Here is a 16,172-nt window from a genome sequence, read left to right on the forward strand (position 1 = left end):
TTCGAGGAGCCGACCATGGCCGCCAACGGCACCAACGGCAGCGGACCTGCCTACACCATCCACGATCACGCCTTCGACGTCGTGATCGTCGGCGCGGGCGGCGCGGGCCTGCGCGCCACCGTCGGCTGCTCGGAGGCCGGCCTGCGCACCGCCTGCATCACCAAGGTATTTCCGACCCGCTCGCACACCGTGGCGGCGCAGGGCGGCATCTCGGCCTCGCTCGGCAATATGGGCCCGGACGACTGGCGCTGGCACATGTACGACACCGTGAAGGGGTCGGACTGGCTCGGCGATCAGGACGCGATCGAGTACCTCGTGCGCAACGCCCCGGCCGCCGTCTACGAGCTTGAGCACTGGGGCGTGCCGTTCTCGCGGACCGAGGAGGGCAAGATCTATCAGCGCCCGTTCGGCGGCATGACCACCGATTACGGCAAGGGCACCGCCCAGCGCACCTGCGCGGCGGCCGACCGCACCGGCCACGCCATGCTGCACACCCTCTACGGGCAGGCGGTGAAGAACCAGACCGACTTCTTCATCGAGTATTTCGCCCTCGACCTGATCATGGACGACGAGGGCCGCTGCCGCGGCGTCATCGCGCTCGATCAGGCGACCGGCGAGATCCACCGGTTCCGCGCCCAGATGACGATCCTGGCGACCGGCGGCTACGGGCGCGCTTATTTCTCGGCGACCTCAGCCCATACCTGCACCGGTGACGGCAACGCCATGGTGCTGCGCGCCGGCCTGCCGCTGCAGGACATGGAATTCGTGCAGTTCCACCCGACCGGCATCTACGGCGCGGGCTGCCTGATCACCGAGGGCTCGCGTGGCGAGGGCGGCTACCTGACCAATTCCGAGGGCGAGCGCTTCATGGAGCGCTACGCCCCCTCCGCGAAGGATCTCGCCTCGCGCGACGTGGTCTCACGCTCCATGACCATGGAGATCCGCGACGGCCGCGGCGTCGGCAAGAACAAGGATCACATCTACCTGCACCTCGATCACCTCGATCCGAAGATTCTGCACGAGCGCCTGCCCGGCATCTCGGAATCCGCAAAGATCTTCGCGGGCGTCGACGTGACCAAGGAGCCGATCCCGGTCATCCCGACCGTGCACTACAACATGGGCGGCATCCCCACGAACTATCACGGCGAGGTGCTGACGCTCCGCGACGGCAACCCCGACACGGTCGTGCCCGGTCTGATGGCGATCGGCGAGGCGGCCTGCGTCTCGGTGCACGGCGCCAATCGCCTCGGCTCGAACTCGCTGATCGACCTCGTGGTGTTCGGCCGCGCCGCCGGCAAGCGCTGCGCCGAGATCGTCGAGCCGAACGGCCGTGCGATGGAGTTGCCGAAGGGCGCCACCGACAAGGCCCTCGAGCGCCTCGACCGGTTCCGCTACGCCAACGGCTCGACGCCGACCGCAGAGCTGCGCGCCGAGATGCAGAAGACGATGCAGAACAACTGCGCCGTGTTCCGCACCGGCGAGGTTCTGGAGGAGGGCAAGGGTCTGATCCACAAGGTCTGGAACGCCGCCGCGGACGTGAAAATCACCGACCGCTCGCTCGTCTGGAACACGGACCTGCTGGAGACCCTGGAGTTCGACAACCTGATCGGTCAGGCGGTGGTGACGATGGAATCCGCCGCCAACCGCACGGAATCCCGCGGCGCGCACGCCCGCGAGGATTTCCCGGACCGCAACGACAAGGACTGGATGAAGCACACCCTGTCCTGGCTCGACGAGGGCCAGCACCAAGTGAACATCGATTATCGTCCGGTTCACACCTACACGATGTCGAACGAAATCCAGTACATCGAGCCGAAGGCACGGGTGTATTAATCCGAGCAGCGCCAAATCGGGCACCGAAAGCCGGTCGTACTGAGGTGAACGGAGGTCTGTCGTGCCGCATACCTACCAGGGATTTCCCCGGATATCGGTCGATACCGCGGTGATGGGCGGCAAACCTTGTATCCGCGGCACACGGGTTACGGTCGGAATGATCCTGGGTGAGCTGGGCGGTGGGACGACCATCGACGAGCTGCTGTCGGACTATCCCTACCTGAAGCGGGAAGACATTCTCGAAGCCCTGCGCTTCGGTGCCTCGCTCGCCGGCTTCAGGGAAATCGCCCTGGTCGCCGCATGAAACTCGTGGTCGACATGAACCTGTCGATTGCTTGGATCGATGCGCTGGAACGCCGGGGCTTCACGGCGGCGCACTGGAGCACGATCGGGCCTCAGGATGCGACCGATGAAGCCATCATGGAGTGGGCACGCGCAAACGGCGCGATCGTGCTCACGCGCGATCTCGATTTCGGTGCAGCCCTGACACGGAACGCGCTGATCGCCCCGAGCGTGATCCAACTCCGGTGCGGACGCGTCGAGCTTGAGCGCCATCTGGCCCTGGTGACGCGCGTGCTGAGCGAGCACGGCGGCCCCCTGGAGATCGGCGCAATCATCACGATCGAAGACGAGCGCGTGCGCGTGCGGATCCTCGATCCCAATCCCATTTCCTGATCGATACTGCCGGACATCGACGCAATGGCCCAGTTCAACCTCCCGAAGAACTCCCAGATCACGCAGGGCAAGTCCTGGCCCGCTCCTCCGGGCGCCAAGAGCCTGCAGACCTTCAAGATCTACCGCTGGAACCCGGATGACGGGGCCAATCCGCGGATCGACACCTATCAGGTCGATCGCGAGGATTGCGGCCCGATGGTCCTCGACGCGCTGCTGTGGATCAAGAACAAGGTCGATTCGACCCTGGTCTTCCGCCGCTCCTGCCGCGAGGGCATCTGCGGCTCCTGCGCCATGAACATCGAGGGCCAGAATGCGCTCGCCTGCACGATGGGCATCGACGAGTGCAAGAACCCCGACAACGCCCTGCCGGTGATGACCCGCAAGGACAAGGACGGGGCGATCCGCATTTACCCGCTGCCCCATATGCCGGTCCTGAAGGACCTCGTGCCGGATCTCACCAACTTCTACGCCCAGCACGCGGCGATCGAGCCGTGGCTGCAGACCGAGACTCCGGCCCCCGAGAAGGAGTGGCGCCAGACCCCGGAGGACCGCTCGCGCCTCGATGGGCTCTACGAGTGCATCCTCTGCGCGTGCTGCAGCACGTCCTGCCCGAGCTACTGGTGGAACGGCGACAAGTTCCTCGGCCCGGCGGCTTTGCTCCAGGCCTATCGGTGGCTGATCGACTCGCGGGACGAGAACACCGGCGGCCGGCTCGACAATCTGCACGATCCGTTCCGGCTCTATCGCTGCCACACGATCATGAACTGCGCCAACACCTGCCCGAAGAGCCTCAATCCCGCGAAGGCGATCGCCGAGATCAAGAAGATGATGGTCGAACGCGCGCTCTGATTGCATAGACTTGCGGCCTCAAGGCCACACTGTCTCGAAAAGGCGCGCGTTCTTCGACGGACTCACCGTCTGTCGGCGCCGCCGCCTTGCCGTCAGCGCATTTGCCAACGAGTCAGGAACGACGCGTGAAAGCGTGCCTGTTCAAGCCTGACCCAAGTGGACCGATGCTGCGCCCGAGCCTGTCGACGTTCGCCGTTCTCTGCCTGGGCGCCAGCCTCGGGGCCTGCGCGTCCAGCCGGCTCGACGCGCCCCGGACCCGGGCGCCGCAGGCGTCCCTCGATACGGTGCCGGCCATCCCCTCCGGAACGGTGACAGCCGCGCCGCTCGCGCCTCCACCCGGCGTGGCGGCAAGCCCCGATGCCCCGCCGCCCCCCGGACCGCAGGCCTCCCTGTCCCCCGCCGCTCCGACGGTGATCGCCGAACCCGTGACCCCGCCGGCGCCACCGCCGCCGGTGGTCGCCACCGGACGCGCCGCCGTGGTCGGAAGCTGGGATGCCCGGGACGCGACCGGCGCGAATTGCAAGGTCACGCTCTCGAGCGCGCCGGCGCTGGACCTCTACAAGGCGTCGGCCTCCGCCTGCCCGAACAAGGATCTGGCCAAGGTCTCGGCCTGGGATTTCCGCGACGGCGAGGTCTATCTCTACCAGCCGGGCGGTACCGTGGCGGCGCGCCTGCGCCAGGGCGGCGGCGGCCTGGAGGGTGCCCTGACCAAGTCGGGCGCCGCCCTCGCGCTGAACCGCTGAACGACACGGCGCGACCTCCGCGCGCGGTTGGCGCGGGGCGCCGCGCGCTTACATGAGGGGCTCCCGTAGCGTCACGCCCCAGGCCGCATGTTTCTCGATTGGCTCGAGCGCCGCGTCGATCCGTTCGCGCCCTTCGATGAATCGCAGATGCCGCCGCGCTCTGTGCTCGGCTTCGCGTGGTTCTACCTGCGCCCGATTCGCGTCGCCCTGGCGGTCCTATTCGTCATCGCGGTGATCGCCGGCACGGTCGAGGCCTCGCTCTACCTCGTCATGCGCTGGTTCATCGACCTGCTCGGCACCGCCGATCGAGCCACGGTGCTGTCGGATCACGCCCTCGGCATCAGCCTCGCGGTCTTGCTGATCGCGGTGGTCCGGCCGGTCTCGATCTGGGCGCACGAGGTACTGTCCAATCAGCTCATCGTGCCGCAATCGACCAGCCAGATCCGTTGGCGGGCGCATCTCTACACCCTCGGACACGCGCTCTCGTATTTCCAGGGCGACTTCTCGGGGCGCCTCGCGAACCGCGTCGTGCAGGTGGGGCCGGCCGTGCGCGAACTCGCCGTCGTGTTCATCGACACGCTGCTCTACGTGGCGATCTACGCGGTCACCGCGGTCGGGCTGTTCAGCTCGATCTCCCCCTGGCTGGCTGTGCCGGTTCTGCTCTGGATCGGCGCCTACGCGTGGCTCACCACGTGGTTCGTGCCCCGGGCGCGAGCCCGCTCGCACAGGACCGCCGATACGCGCTCGACGCTGATCGGCCGCATCGTCGACAGCTACACCAACATCCTGACGGTCAAACTCTTCGCCCGGGATCGGGAGGAGCGGGCCGCCGTGCGCGACGCCGTGGAGGTCCACACCGAGGCGTACCTGCACCAGTTCCGGCTGGTGACGCTCACCACCAGCCTGCTGGGTATCCTCAACAGCACCCTGCTGATCGCCACGGGCGCGGCCTGCCTCGTCCTGTGGCGCGGGGGCGGCATGACCACCGGCGAGGCTTCGGCGGGGCTCGCCCTGGTGCTCCGGCTGATCGCCATGTCGGGCTGGGTGATGCAGACCGTGCGCGGCGTCTTCGAGAATGTCGGCGTGGTTCAGGAAAGCATGCAGACGATGGCGCGGCCCCACGCGCTCATCGACGCCCCGAACGCGCGGAACCTCGTCGTCACCGGCGGCGAGATCCGGTTCGAGGCGGTTGGCTTCCACTACGGCCGCGGCGACGCTACGGTGATCGAGGACTTTTCTCTGACCATCCGTCCCGGCGAGAAGGTCGGGCTCGTCGGCGTCAGCGGCGCGGGCAAGTCGACCCTCGCGAGCCTGCTCCTGCGCCTCTACGACGTGGAGAGCGGGCACATCCTCGTCGATGGGCAGGACATCGCGACGGTGACGCAGCAATCCCTGCGCGAGGCCATCGCGATGGTCAGCCAGGACACGTCGCTGCTGCACCGCTCCATCCGCGACAACATCGCCTATGGCCGCCCGGGGGCCTCCGACGAGGAGATCGCGCAGGCCGCGCGGCTGGCCCATGCGGACGGCTTCATCGCCGATCTCGTCGACCACAAGGGGCGGCGCGGCTACGATGCCCAGGTGGGCGAGCGCGGCGTGAAGCTCTCGGGCGGACAGCGCCAGCGGATCGCCATCGCCCGGGTGATTCTCAAGGATGCGCCGATTCTCATCCTGGACGAGGCGACCTCGGCCCTCGACAGCCAGGTCGAGGCCGCGATCCAGGAGTCCCTCGACACGCTGATGGCCGGCAAGACCGTGCTGGCGATCGCCCATCGGCTGTCGACCATCGCAGCGCTCGACCGGCTCGTTGTGATCGACCACGGGCGGATCGTCGAGGAGGGGACGCACGGGGAGTTGGTCGCACGCGGCGGCGTCTATGCCGGCCTGTGGTCGCGCCAGTCGGGCGGCTTCCTGGCCGATGGAACGTCCCGGTACGACAGTGCGGTGGCCTGACGCGGCAGCCCGCACGGCAGTCGGCAAAATATCTGGACAAAGATGTCCGAACCGTATCGTTGCGGTGCAAACGGCCGCTTGACTCAGGGGCGGCAGACGGTCTCATTGCCCGCATTAGAACGATAATGCTTTGATCCTGGCCTCAGCCGGGAGACCAGGGCAGGGCGCCTGCGGCTCTAACGCCGACGCACGGAGTCAAGATCTTGGCGAACACATCAGCCGCCGCTCCCGTGGCCCACGGGCAGGACAGCCACGGGCAAGACGGCAGCCGCCGCGACTTCCTGTTCCTGGCCACCGGCGCCGCGCTCGCCGTCGGTGCCGGCGCCGCCGTCTGGCCGCTGATCTCCTCCATGGCGCCCGACGCCGACACGATCGCGGCCGGCGCGCCGATCGAGGTTGATCTGACGCCGATCCAGGATGGTCAGATCGTCAACGTCTTCTGGCGCGGCAAGCTGATCTTCGTGCGCAAGCTGACCGCCAAGGAAGTGGCCGACATGAAGGCGGTCCCGCTCTCGGCGATGATCGACCCGGCCGCCTTCACGACCCGCGTCAAGAACGGTCATGACCAGTGGCTCGTGGTCTACGGCAACTGCACGCATCTCGGCTGCGTGCCGATCGGTCACCAGGGCAATTTCGAGGGCTGGGCCTGCCCGTGCCACGGCTCGCAATTCGACGCGGTGGGCCGCGTGCGCCACGGACCGGCGCCGATCAACCTGCCGATCCCGCCCTACGCCTTCGAGACGGACGCCAAGATCCGGATCGGCGAGGGCGGCAAGGAAGCGGCCTGAGGAGGACGGAAGCATGAGCGGAACGGCCAGCACCTACGTCCCCAAGAGCCGCGTGGCGAAATGGTTCGAGGCGCGCCTGCCCATCGTCGGGCTGGTGCATTCCTCGTTCGTCGCCTTCCCGGTGCCGCGCAACCTCAACTACTTCTGGACCTTCGGGGCGATCCTGATCGCGTTCCTCGGCATCCAGATCGTCACCGGCGTCTGGCTGGCGATGCATTACGAGCCCTCGGCGACGGGTGCCTTCACCTCCGTCGAGAAGATCATGCGCGACGTGAACTATGGCTGGCTGCTGCGCTACGCGCACGCCAACGGCGCGTCGATGTTCTTCGTCGCCGTGTACCTGCACATGTTCCGCAACCTCTATTATGGGTCCTACAAGGCCCCGCGCGAGGTGCTCTACATCCTGGGCGTCGTGATCTACCTGCTGATGATGGCCACCGCCTTCCTCGGCTACACGCTGCCCTGGGGTCAGATGAGCTTCTGGGGCGCCACCGTCATCACCAACATCCTGGCGGCGATCCCGGTGGTGGGCGACACGATCCAGACCCTGCTCTGGGGCGGCTACTCGGTCGGCAACCCGACGGTGAACCGCTTCTTCTCGCTGCACTACCTGCTGCCGTGGATGATCGCGGGCGTCGTCGTGCTGCACGTCTGGGCGCTCCACGTCACGGGTCAGAACAACCCGGTCGGCATCCCGATCAAGTCGGGCAAGGACGCGGTGCCGTTCACGCCCTACGCGACGGTCAAGGACGTGTTCGCCACCTGCGTGTTCATGATCCTGTTCTCGTGGTTCCTGTTCTACCAGCCGAACTATCTCGGCCATGCCGACAACTACATCCAGGCGAACCCGGCGGTGACGCCCGCCCATATCGTGCCCGAATGGTACTTCCTGCCGTTCTACGCGATCCTGCGCGCGGTCCCGAGCAAGCTCGGCGGCGTCATCCTGATGTTCTCGGCGGTGATCATCCTGGCCTTCGCCCCCTGGCTCGACACGTCGCGGGTCCGCTCGTGCAACTACCGGCCGATCTACCGCCAGTTCTTCTGGGTGTTCATCGGCGCGACCCTGCTGCTCGGCTGGCTGGGCTCGCAGCCTCCGGAAGGCGGTTACGTGCTGGCCGCGCAGATCTGCACCGCCTACTATTTCGCCCACTTCCTGATCGTCATGCCGCTCTGCGGCCTGTTCGAGACGCCGAAGAAGCTGCCGGGCTCGATCCTCGAGAGCGTGACCGGGCCGGGCCAGCAGGTGAGCGGATCCGGCATGCCGGCGGGCGCCGCCGCCGCACCGACCACCAAGGGCTGACGGGCTGACGACAGGACCATGATGATGACCCGCGTCCTCTCGACCGCCGCCCTTGCGGCCCTGCTGCTCGGCGCCGCGCCGGTCTCCGCCCAGGAAGGGCATGGCGGACCGATCCCGGCCCGCGTGAACTGGAGCTTCGCCGGCACGTTCGGCCGCTTCGACACCGCGCAGCTGCAGCGGGGCTTCCAGGTCTACAAGGAAGTCTGCTCGGCCTGCCATTCCATGAAGCTGGTCGCCTTCCGCAACCTCGCGCAGGAGGGCGGCCCGGACTTCACCGCCGCCCAGGTCAAGGCGCTGGCCGCGACCTATCAGGTCAAGGACGGGCCGAACGATGCGGGCGACATGTTCGACCGCCCGGGTCGCCCGGCCGACACGTTCCCGCCGCCCTTCCCGAACGATCAGGCCGCCGCAGCGGCGAATGGCGGCAAGGCGCCGCCGGATTTCTCGGTGATCGCCAAGGCCCGGACCTTCTCGCGCGGCTCGCTCTACTTCCTGACCGATTGGCTGCCCTTCATCGGCTATTCGGAGCAGGGCCCCGATTACATCCACGCGCTGATCAACGGCTACGAGGATCCGCCGAAGGACTTCACGGTGCCGGATGGCGGCCACTACAACAAGTACTATCCCGGCCACATCATCGCGATGCCGCCGCCGATCACCGACGGGCAGGTCACCTACCCGAAGGACGACAAGGGGCAGCCGGTGGTGCCCGAGACCGTCGACCAGTACGGCAAGGACGTCGCGGCCTTCCTGATGTGGGCGGCCGAGCCGCACATGATGGACCGCAAGGCCCTGGGCTTCCGGGTGATCCTGTTCCTGATCATCCTGTCGGGGCTGCTCTATTACGTGAAGAAGAAGATCTGGGCCGATGTCGGTGGCGAGGTCCACGGCCTCCAGCCGGAGCTGCACAAGGCCTTTTGAGGCCATCACCCGGATCGACGACGTTGGCGGGCCTCCCTCGCGAGGTCCGTCTTTTTTTTGATCGGCGCTCCGTGCTACCGCTCGCCCGCCGCGTCGGTCCTCCTTTCGATACCCTTCGTCCCCTCCGCCACCTCATCCTGAGGTGACCGCGTCAGCGGGCCTCGAAGGCGGGCTCCAGGGATCACCGCGGCTACGGGAGGTCTCCTCCGAGGCCTCCGCTTTGCTCCGCCACCTCAGGATGAGGTGGCGGGTGGGATAGGCCGCGCTGCCAAGGTGTCGCGCGTTGAGGGAATCCGGCATGACCGCAGCGGTCCTCGGTGTGATGGGTGGCTCCGGGGTCTACGACCTGCCGGGGCTCGAGGATGTCCGCGAGGAGCGGATCGCGTCCCCCTGGGGCGAGCCCTCGGACGCCCTGCGGATCGGGCGGATCGGTGACACCAAGATCGTGTTCCTGGCCCGCCACGGGCGCGGCCACCGCTTTTCGCCTGCCGGCATCAACTACCGCGCCAATATCGACGCCATGAAGCGCGCCGGCGTCACCGACCTCGTCTCGCTCTCGGCCTGCGGCTCGTTCCGCGAGGAGCTGCCGCCGGGCCTGTTCGTGCTGGTCGACCAGTTCGTCGACCGCACCCATGGGCGCGCCTCCTCGTTCTTCGGCGACGGCTGTGTCGCCCATGTCTCGCTGGCCCATCCGGTCGGACCCGGTCTCCAGGCGCACATCGCGGCCGCCGCCAAGGCGGAACAGATCGCGGTCCATCGCGGCGGCACCTATGTCTGCATGGACGGGCCGCAATTCTCCTCGCTCGCCGAATCCCGGGCCTACAAGGCGCAAGGCTTCGACGTGATCGGCATGACCAACATGCCCGAGGCCAAGCTCGCCCGCGAGGCCGAGATCACCTACGCGACCATCGCCATGGTGACCGACTACGATTGCTGGCACCCCGGCCACGACGCCGTGGACGTGGCGGCCGTGGTGGCGGTGGCGCGGGCCAATGCCGACAAGGCGGCGCGGCTGGTGGCACGGTTGGCGCGCGACTTCCCGGCCGAGCGCGAACCCTGTCCGGCGGGCTCGCACCGGGCGCTCGACGGGGCAATCATGACGGCGCCGGCCGTCCGGGATCCCGCTCTGCTCGCCAAGCTCGACGCCGTTGCGGGTCGGGTGCTGAACGGATAGGCGACCACCCTTTCCATTTCCCGATAAGTCCTTCTAGAAGGCGCAGGCGGCAGCGGCCGCCCTCGACGCAAAGTCCGAAACAAGATGCGCAGCGCCACCATCACCCGGAAGACCGCGGAGACCGACATCGCGGTCACCGTCGCCCTCGACGGGACCGGCCGATCGACCATCGCGACCGGGATCGGCTTCCTCGACCACATGCTCGACCTGCTGGCGCGGCACGCCCTGTTCGACCTCGACGTGAAGGTCGTGGGCGACCTGCACATCGATCAGCACCATTCCGCCGAGGATTGCGGCATCGCGCTCGGTCAGGCCTTCGCGAAGGCGCTCGGCGACAAGCGCGGGGTGACGCGCTACGCCGACATCCACCTGCCGATGGACGAGGCGCTGACCCGGGTCTGCGTCGATATCTCGGGCCGTCCGTTCCTGGTGTTCCGCACGGCGTTCCGGGTGGAGAAGATCGGACAATTCGACACCGAGCTGGTGCGCGAGTGGTTCCAGGCCTTCGCGATGAATGCCGGCCTCACCCTGCACGTCGAAACCCTCTACGGCGACAACGCCCACCATATCGCGGAGAGCTGCTTCAAGGGTCTGGCTCGGGCCTTGCGGAAGGCGGTGGCGATCGATCCCCGGGAGGAGGGGCGCGTTCCCTCCACGAAGGGCTCCCTGTAGAGCATCGTGTCGTCGCGCTCCCCCGCCGCCCCGTGGCGGTCTGGAGAGCGCACTTGTCGGAGTTCCGCGATGCGGATGCGCAGCTACACGCTCCACCTGCCGCCCGATGCCCGTCCCGGCGAGGCAACCGGCCTCGAGCGGGCCGTGCTGGTGCCGGATGGCTTTTCGTGGTCGGCCTTCGCGTTCACGGTGCTGTGGTTCCTCTATCACCGGCTCTGGGTCGCGGCGCTGATCGTGCTGGTCGGCCTGATCGCGCTCGCCGGCGGGGGACTTCTCCTGGGGCTGCCGACCGGCGCCGGCCTGATCGCCACTCTGCTGGCCGGATGGCTGATCGGGCTGGAGGCATCGAGCCTGCGCCGCTGGACGCTGGCCCGGCGGGGCTGGCCGGCGCGCGATGCCGTGATCGCCAGCAGCTCCGAGGAGGCCGAGGCCCGCGCGCTCGGCCGGTGGCTGGACGCGAACCCGGCACCGCCCCGTGCGCCTTTCCCGAATGGACCGAGCCGGCGCAGCGAGGCGGTGATCGGCCTGTTCCCCGCTCACGAGGGTGCCCGGTGATGGACCGGACGACACGCGCATGAGTACCGAGTCGGTCGCGATCATCGATTACGGATCGGGCAACCTCCACTCCGCCGCCAAGGCCTTCGAGCGCGCCGCCCGCGAAGGTGGGTGCGACGCGCGCATCAGCCTGACCGCCGATCCGGAGGTGGTGGCCAGGGCCGACCGCATCGTCCTGCCCGGCGTCGGCGCCTATGCGGATTGCCGAAGCGGGCTCGACGCCGTGCCCGGCATGGTCGAGGCGATGACGCAGGTCGCCCACCGGGACGGACGCCCCTTCCTCGGGATCTGCGTCGGGATGCAGCTCCTGGCGACCCGCGGGCTGGAATACACCACGACGCCGGGCCTCGGCTGGATCCCCGGCGATGTCGGCCTGATCAAACCGTCGGACCCGACCCTTAAGGTCCCCCATATGGGCTGGAACACCCTGCGTCCGGCGCGCGACCACGCGCTGCTCGCCGGCATTCCCACCGGCGAGGACGGCCTGCACGCCTATTTCGTACACAGCTATGCGCTGTCGCCCGAAAGTCCCGGCGATGTGGTGGCCCGCGCGGATTATGGCGGACCGATCACCGCCCTCGTCGCGCGCGACAACATCGCCGGCACGCAGTTCCACCCGGAGAAGAGCCAGCGGCTGGGCCTCGCGCTCATCGCGAATTTTTTGAAATGGCGCCCCTGAGGGCGTCCCTGCCTCGGTAAGAAGGACTGAAACTCCCGTGATCCTGTACCCGGCGATCGACCTCAAGGAGGGACGCTGCGTCCGCCTCATCCAGGGCGACATGGCCCAGGCCAAGGTGTTCGGCGACGATCCGGCCGCCCAGGCCGCGATCTTCGAGGCGCAGGGCTTTCCCTGGCTGCACGTGGTCGATCTCGACGGGGCCTTCGCGGGCGCCCCGCGCAACGCCGCGGCGGTGGACGCGATCCTGGGACGCGTGACCATCCCGGTGCAGCTCGGCGGCGGCATCCGCGAGATGAAGACCCTGGAGGGCTGGCTGGCCAAGGGCGTCTCGCGGGTGATCATCGGGACCGCCGCGGTGCGCGATCCCGGCTTCGTCCGCGAGGCCGCACGCCAGCATCCGGGCAAGATCGCGGTCGGCATCGACGCGAAGGACGGGCGCGTCGCGGTCGAGGGCTGGGCACAGACCTCCAGCATGACGGCGGAGGAACTCGGCCGCCGCTTCGAGGATGCGGGCGTCGCGGCGATCATCTACACCGACATCGCCCGGGACGGGATCCTGAAAGGTCTCAACGTCGAGATGACTCTGGCGCTGGCGCAGGCCGTGCGCATTCCGGTGATCGCCTCGGGCGGCCTCGCCTCGATCGACGACGTGCATCGCCTCCTCCAGCCGGATTGCGCGCTGATCGCAGGCGCCATCACGGGCCGGGCGCTCTACGACGGCCGCATCGATCCGGAGGCGGCGCTCGCGGCAATCGCTGCGGCGCGCGGCCCGGCTTCGTGATAGATCACTCCCGGTGGCGGCGCTGACTCGGGAGGTCTCGATGACGGCGGTGAAGACCCGACCCGCCGCGGCCGGGACAGCCTACGCGGACGATTTCTACACCTGGACCCAGGAGCAGGGCGCGCGTCTGCGCTCCGGCGATTTTTCCGCTTTGGATTACGAGAATCTGGCTGAGGAAATCGAGAGCTTGGGCAGGAGCCAGTTCGCCAGTCTGGTGAGCGCCTTGCGCGTTGTGCTGCTGCACATGCTCAAGTTTGACTACCAGCCCGGCAAGCGCACACGGAGTTGGATGATCTCGATCGCAACCCATCGCATCCACATCGCCGAAGAGCTGAGCGAGAGCCCGGGATTGAAGAGCCGTCTCGCCGAAGCCATTAGCAAGGCCTATCGTGTCGCGCGCCTCGACGCCGCCAAGGAGACGAGGCTCGCAGTCAGCCGCTTTCCTGAGGCTTGCCCCTACACCTATCAGGACGTCATGGATCGCCACTTCGCGATCGATCCTGAAACCTGATCAACCTGTCGAGACGCCGTGCTCAAGACCCGCATCATCCCCTGCCTCGACGTGAAGGACGGGCGCGTCGTGAAGGGCGTCCGCTTCGAGGGTCTGCGCGATGCCGGCGACCCCGTCGAGGCCGCCAAGGTCTACGACGCGGCCGGCGCCGACGAACTCTGCTTCCTTGACATCACCGCGAGCCGCGAGGCCCGGGGCACCCTGCTCGACATCGTCAGCCGAACCGCCGAGGCCTGCTTCATGCCGCTCACCGTGGGCGGCGGGGTCCGTACCGTGGAGGATGTCCGCGCGCTCCTGCTCGCCGGGGCCGACAAGGTCGCAATCAACACCGCGGCCGTGAAGGACCCGGATCTCGTCGCCCGCGCTGCGGAAAAATTCGGCGCCCAATGCATCGTGGTGGCGATCGACGCCAAGCGCGTCTCGCCGCCCGGGGCGCCCGCCGCCTGGGAGATTTTTACACATGGCGGTCGCGATCCGACCGGCATCGACGCCGTGGCGTTCGCGCGCCTTGTGGCCGAGAAGGGCGCCGGCGAGTTGCTGGTCACCTCCATGGACAAGGACGGGACCCGCTCCGGCTACGACCTCGCCCTGACGCGGGCGATCAGCGATGCCGTCTCCGTTCCGGTGATCGCCTCCGGCGGCGTCGGCGGGCTCGACGACCTCGTGGCCGGCGTGGCGCAGGGCGGGGCGAGCGCCGTGCTGGCGGCCTCCATCTTCCATTTCGGGCAGGCGAGCGTGGCCGAAGCCAAGGCCCATATGGCGGCGGCCGGCCTCGCCATGCGCCTCGACGGCCCGGCCACTTCCGCGAGGGCGCCCCTGTGAGCAGCTACCTTCTGGCGAACGCCAACCTCCTTGATCCGGCGACCGGCCGCGAGACCGCCGGCGCAGTCCTGGTCCGGGACGGCCGGATCGCCGATCTCGCCAGCGGCGCCGCCCCCGGCACGCCGGACGGCGCGAAGCGCATCGACTGCCTCGGCCGCGTCCTGACGCCCGGCCTCATCGACATGCGCGCCTTTGTGGGCGAGCCCGGGGCCGAGCACCGGGAGACCCTGGCCTCGGCGAGCGCCGCCGCCGCCGCGGGCGGCGTGACCACGCTGGTCTGCATGCCCGACACCAACCCGGTGATCGACGGGCCGGCCATCGTGGATTTCGTACTCCGCCGGGCGCGCGACACGGCGAGCGTCAATGTCCTGCCGGCCGCCGCGATCACCAAGGGGCTCGCCGGCCGGGAGATGACCGAGTTCGGCCTGCTCCAGGAAGCCGGGGCGGTGGCGTTCACGGACGGGCTGCACGCGGTCGGCAACGCCCAGGTGATGCGGCGCGCACTGACCTATGCCCGGGACTTCGATGCCCTGGTGATGCAGCATGTCGAGGATGCCGATCTCGTCGCCGAGGGCGTGATGAACGAGGGCGAGCTCGCGTCCCGCCTCGGCCTGATGGGCATCCCCCGCGAGGCCGAGACCGTGATGCTGGAGCGCGACATCCGCCTCGTGCGGCTGACTGGCGCCCGCTACCACGCCGCCATGATCTCCTGCGCCGATTCGATCGAGATCGTCCGCCGGGCCAAGCAGGATGGCTTGCCGGTGACCTGCGGGGTTTCGGTCAACAACCTCGTCCTCAACGAGAACGATATCGGCCATTACCGCACCTTCTGCCGGCTCTCGCCGCCCCTGCGCGATGAAGCCGACCGGCACGCGGTGGTCTGGGCGCTCGGCGAGGGCGTGATCGACGTGGTCGTCTCCGACCACAATCCGCAGGACGTGGAGACCAAGCGCCTGCCCTTCGCGGAGGCGGCGGACGGCGCCCTCGGGATCGAGACCCTGCTGGGCGCGGCCCTGCGGCTCGTCCATACCGGGGATCTCGAACTGCCGAAGCTCATCGCCGCGCTGACGGTGAACCCGGCCCGGATCCTCGGGCGCGAAGCCGGCCGCCTCGCGGTCGGCGCGCCGGCCGATCTCGTGCTGATCGATCCCGATCTGCCCTACGTGCTCGACAAGCGGCGGCTGAAGTCGCGGTCGAAGAATTCGCCCTTCGACGAGGCGCGCCTTCAGGGTGCCGCCGTGCTGACCCTGGTCGGCGGTGAGATCGTCCATGCGATGGACGACCTGGCGGCGGCGGCCTGATGCCCGCGGATCTCGCGACCTGGGCCGCCCTCGGCGGCCTCATCCTCGGCTACGCCCTGGGCTCGATTCCGTTCGGCCTCATCCTGACCCGGTTCGCCGGGCTCGGCGACGTGCGGGCGATCGGCTCCGGAAATATCGGCGCTACCAACGTGCTGCGCACTGGCCGGAAAGGACTCGCCGCCGCGACCCTGCTGGGCGATGCCCTGAAGGGGACCGCGGCGGTCCTGATCGCCCGGAACCTGGGGGAGGGGCCGGCGCTCGCCGCCGGCCTCGGCGCCTTCCTGGGCCATTGTTTTCCGGTCTGGCTCGGCTTCAAGGGCGGCAAGGGTGTCGCTACCTTCATCGGTGTGCTCCTCGCCTTCTCGCCGCCGGCGCTGGGGATCTTCGCGCTGATCTGGCTCGGCCTCGCCTTCGCGCTCAGGTACTCGTCGCTGGCGGCGCTCGTCGCCTCGGCGGCGACGCCCGTGGCGCTCTGGACCCTCGGCGCACCGGCGCAAGCTCTGCTGTTCCTGCTGATGGGCGTGCTGCTATGGTGGAAGCACGCGCCCAACATCCGCCGGCTGGCGTCCGGCACCGAGGGGCGCATCGGCCAGAAGGGCTGAGCGCAGGCATGAG

18 protein-coding genes are annotated in these 16,172 nt (G+C 68.5%); all 18 read left to right on the forward strand.

Annotated features, from left to right (window positions below; all coding sequences use genetic code 11):
* Positions 1–15: 15 nt before the first annotated feature.
* The 18 genes from sdhA to plsY all read left to right on the forward strand — a co-directional run bounded on the left by sdhA (position 16) and on the right by plsY (position 16,159).
* Positions 16–1,833 carry a succinate dehydrogenase flavoprotein subunit gene (gene sdhA / locus FVE89_RS05630; protein WP_160533057.1) on the forward strand — a complete coding sequence of 606 codons (1,818 nt, stop codon included), beginning with the start codon at positions 16–18 and terminating at the stop codon, positions 1,831–1,833.
* Positions 1,834–1,894: 61 nt separating this feature from the next.
* Entirely contained in the window at positions 1,895–2,137 is a 243-nt protein-coding gene (locus FVE89_RS05635) for a DUF433 domain-containing protein (protein ID WP_160533058.1), read from the forward strand.
* Entirely contained in the window at positions 2,134–2,508 is a 375-nt protein-coding gene (locus FVE89_RS05640) for a DUF5615 family PIN-like protein (protein ID WP_160533059.1), read from the forward strand. Before FVE89_RS05635 ends, FVE89_RS05640 begins: the two co-directional genes overlap by 4 nt.
* A gap of 24 nt (positions 2,509–2,532) precedes the next feature.
* Positions 2,533–3,357 (forward strand): succinate dehydrogenase iron-sulfur subunit, encoded by an 825-nt coding sequence (locus FVE89_RS05645; protein WP_160533060.1) that lies wholly within the window; start codon positions 2,533–2,535, stop codon positions 3,355–3,357.
* A gap of 164 nt (positions 3,358–3,521) precedes the next feature.
* Positions 3,522–4,100 (forward strand): AprI/Inh family metalloprotease inhibitor, encoded by a 579-nt coding sequence (locus tag FVE89_RS05650; RefSeq protein ID WP_160533061.1) that lies wholly within the window; start codon positions 3,522–3,524, stop codon positions 4,098–4,100.
* An 87-nt stretch (positions 4,101–4,187) separates the two neighbouring features.
* Positions 4,188–6,053, forward strand: coding sequence for an ABC transporter ATP-binding protein (locus FVE89_RS05655; protein ID WP_160533062.1), 1,866 nt, complete (start codon positions 4,188–4,190; stop codon positions 6,051–6,053).
* A gap of 230 nt (positions 6,054–6,283) precedes the next feature.
* Positions 6,284–6,841: a ubiquinol-cytochrome c reductase iron-sulfur subunit gene (gene petA / locus FVE89_RS05660; RefSeq protein ID WP_160533125.1), complete on the forward strand. Its 558-nt coding sequence runs from the start codon at positions 6,284–6,286 to the stop codon at positions 6,839–6,841.
* Positions 6,842–6,854: 13 nt separating this feature from the next.
* A complete protein-coding gene (locus tag FVE89_RS05665; protein WP_160533063.1) occupies positions 6,855–8,141 on the forward strand; it encodes a cytochrome b N-terminal domain-containing protein in 1,287 nt (428 codons plus the stop codon).
* Positions 8,142–8,159: 18 nt separating this feature from the next.
* Entirely contained in the window at positions 8,160–9,062 is a 903-nt protein-coding gene (locus FVE89_RS05670; protein WP_160533064.1) for a cytochrome c1, read from the forward strand.
* Between the two features lie 298 nt (positions 9,063–9,360).
* Complete coding sequence (locus FVE89_RS05675; RefSeq protein WP_160533065.1) at positions 9,361–10,236, forward strand: S-methyl-5'-thioadenosine phosphorylase; 876 nt, start codon at positions 9,361–9,363, stop codon at positions 10,234–10,236.
* An 84-nt stretch (positions 10,237–10,320) separates the two neighbouring features.
* Positions 10,321–10,908, forward strand: coding sequence for an imidazoleglycerol-phosphate dehydratase HisB (hisB, locus tag FVE89_RS05680; protein WP_160533066.1), 588 nt, complete (start codon positions 10,321–10,323; stop codon positions 10,906–10,908).
* 69 nt (positions 10,909–10,977) lie between these two features.
* On the forward strand, positions 10,978–11,463 hold the full coding sequence (locus tag FVE89_RS05685; protein ID WP_160533067.1) for a DUF2628 domain-containing protein: 486 nt from the start codon (positions 10,978–10,980) through the stop codon (positions 11,461–11,463).
* Positions 11,464–11,482: 19 nt separating this feature from the next.
* Positions 11,483–12,142 carry an imidazole glycerol phosphate synthase subunit HisH gene (gene hisH / locus FVE89_RS05690; RefSeq protein WP_160533068.1) on the forward strand — a complete coding sequence of 220 codons (660 nt, stop codon included), beginning with the start codon at positions 11,483–11,485 and terminating at the stop codon, positions 12,140–12,142.
* 37 nt (positions 12,143–12,179) lie between these two features.
* Entirely contained in the window at positions 12,180–12,923 is a 744-nt protein-coding gene (gene hisA, locus FVE89_RS05695; protein WP_160533069.1) for a 1-(5-phosphoribosyl)-5-[(5-phosphoribosylamino)methylideneamino]imidazole-4-carboxamide isomerase, read from the forward strand.
* Between the two features lie 40 nt (positions 12,924–12,963).
* Positions 12,964–13,434 (forward strand): DUF29 domain-containing protein, encoded by a 471-nt coding sequence (locus tag FVE89_RS05700; protein ID WP_160533070.1) that lies wholly within the window; start codon positions 12,964–12,966, stop codon positions 13,432–13,434.
* An 18-nt stretch (positions 13,435–13,452) separates the two neighbouring features.
* On the forward strand, positions 13,453–14,256 hold the full coding sequence (gene hisF, locus FVE89_RS05705) for an imidazole glycerol phosphate synthase subunit HisF (RefSeq protein WP_160533071.1): 804 nt from the start codon (positions 13,453–13,455) through the stop codon (positions 14,254–14,256).
* A complete protein-coding gene (locus FVE89_RS05710) occupies positions 14,253–15,557 on the forward strand; it encodes a dihydroorotase (RefSeq protein WP_160533072.1) in 1,305 nt (434 codons plus the stop codon). Before hisF ends, FVE89_RS05710 begins: the two co-directional genes overlap by 4 nt.
* Positions 15,557–16,159 (forward strand): glycerol-3-phosphate 1-O-acyltransferase PlsY, encoded by a 603-nt coding sequence (plsY, locus tag FVE89_RS05715; protein WP_160533073.1) that lies wholly within the window; start codon positions 15,557–15,559, stop codon positions 16,157–16,159. Before FVE89_RS05710 ends, plsY begins: the two co-directional genes overlap by 1 nt.
* The last annotated feature ends 13 nt before the right edge of the window (positions 16,160–16,172 follow it).

It is taken from the genome of Methylobacterium sp. 2A, assembly GCF_009806555.1.
Classification (GTDB): Bacteria; Pseudomonadota; Alphaproteobacteria; order Rhizobiales; family Beijerinckiaceae; genus Methylobacterium.

Coding starts and splice junctions, on each gene's coding strand:
- sdhA (WP_160533057.1), top strand. CDS start 16: ATGGCCGCCAACGGCACCAACGGCAGCGGACCTGCCTACACCATCCAC.
- FVE89_RS05640 (WP_160533059.1), top strand. CDS start 2,134: ATGAAACTCGTGGTCGACATGAACCTGTCGATTGCTTGGATCGATGCG.
- FVE89_RS05645 (WP_160533060.1), top strand. CDS start 2,533: ATGGCCCAGTTCAACCTCCCGAAGAACTCCCAGATCACGCAGGGCAAG.
- FVE89_RS05650 (WP_160533061.1), top strand. CDS start 3,522: ATGCTGCGCCCGAGCCTGTCGACGTTCGCCGTTCTCTGCCTGGGCGCC.
- FVE89_RS05655 (WP_160533062.1), top strand. CDS start 4,188: ATGTTTCTCGATTGGCTCGAGCGCCGCGTCGATCCGTTCGCGCCCTTC.
- FVE89_RS05665 (WP_160533063.1), top strand. CDS start 6,855: ATGAGCGGAACGGCCAGCACCTACGTCCCCAAGAGCCGCGTGGCGAAA.
- FVE89_RS05670 (WP_160533064.1), top strand. CDS start 8,160: ATGATGATGACCCGCGTCCTCTCGACCGCCGCCCTTGCGGCCCTGCTG.
- FVE89_RS05675 (WP_160533065.1), top strand. CDS start 9,361: ATGACCGCAGCGGTCCTCGGTGTGATGGGTGGCTCCGGGGTCTACGAC.
- hisB (WP_160533066.1), top strand. CDS start 10,321: ATGCGCAGCGCCACCATCACCCGGAAGACCGCGGAGACCGACATCGCG.
- FVE89_RS05685 (WP_160533067.1), top strand. CDS start 10,978: ATGCGGATGCGCAGCTACACGCTCCACCTGCCGCCCGATGCCCGTCCC.
- hisH (WP_160533068.1), top strand. CDS start 11,483: ATGAGTACCGAGTCGGTCGCGATCATCGATTACGGATCGGGCAACCTC.
- FVE89_RS05700 (WP_160533070.1), top strand. CDS start 12,964: ATGACGGCGGTGAAGACCCGACCCGCCGCGGCCGGGACAGCCTACGCG.
- plsY (WP_160533073.1), top strand. CDS start 15,557: ATGCCCGCGGATCTCGCGACCTGGGCCGCCCTCGGCGGCCTCATCCTC.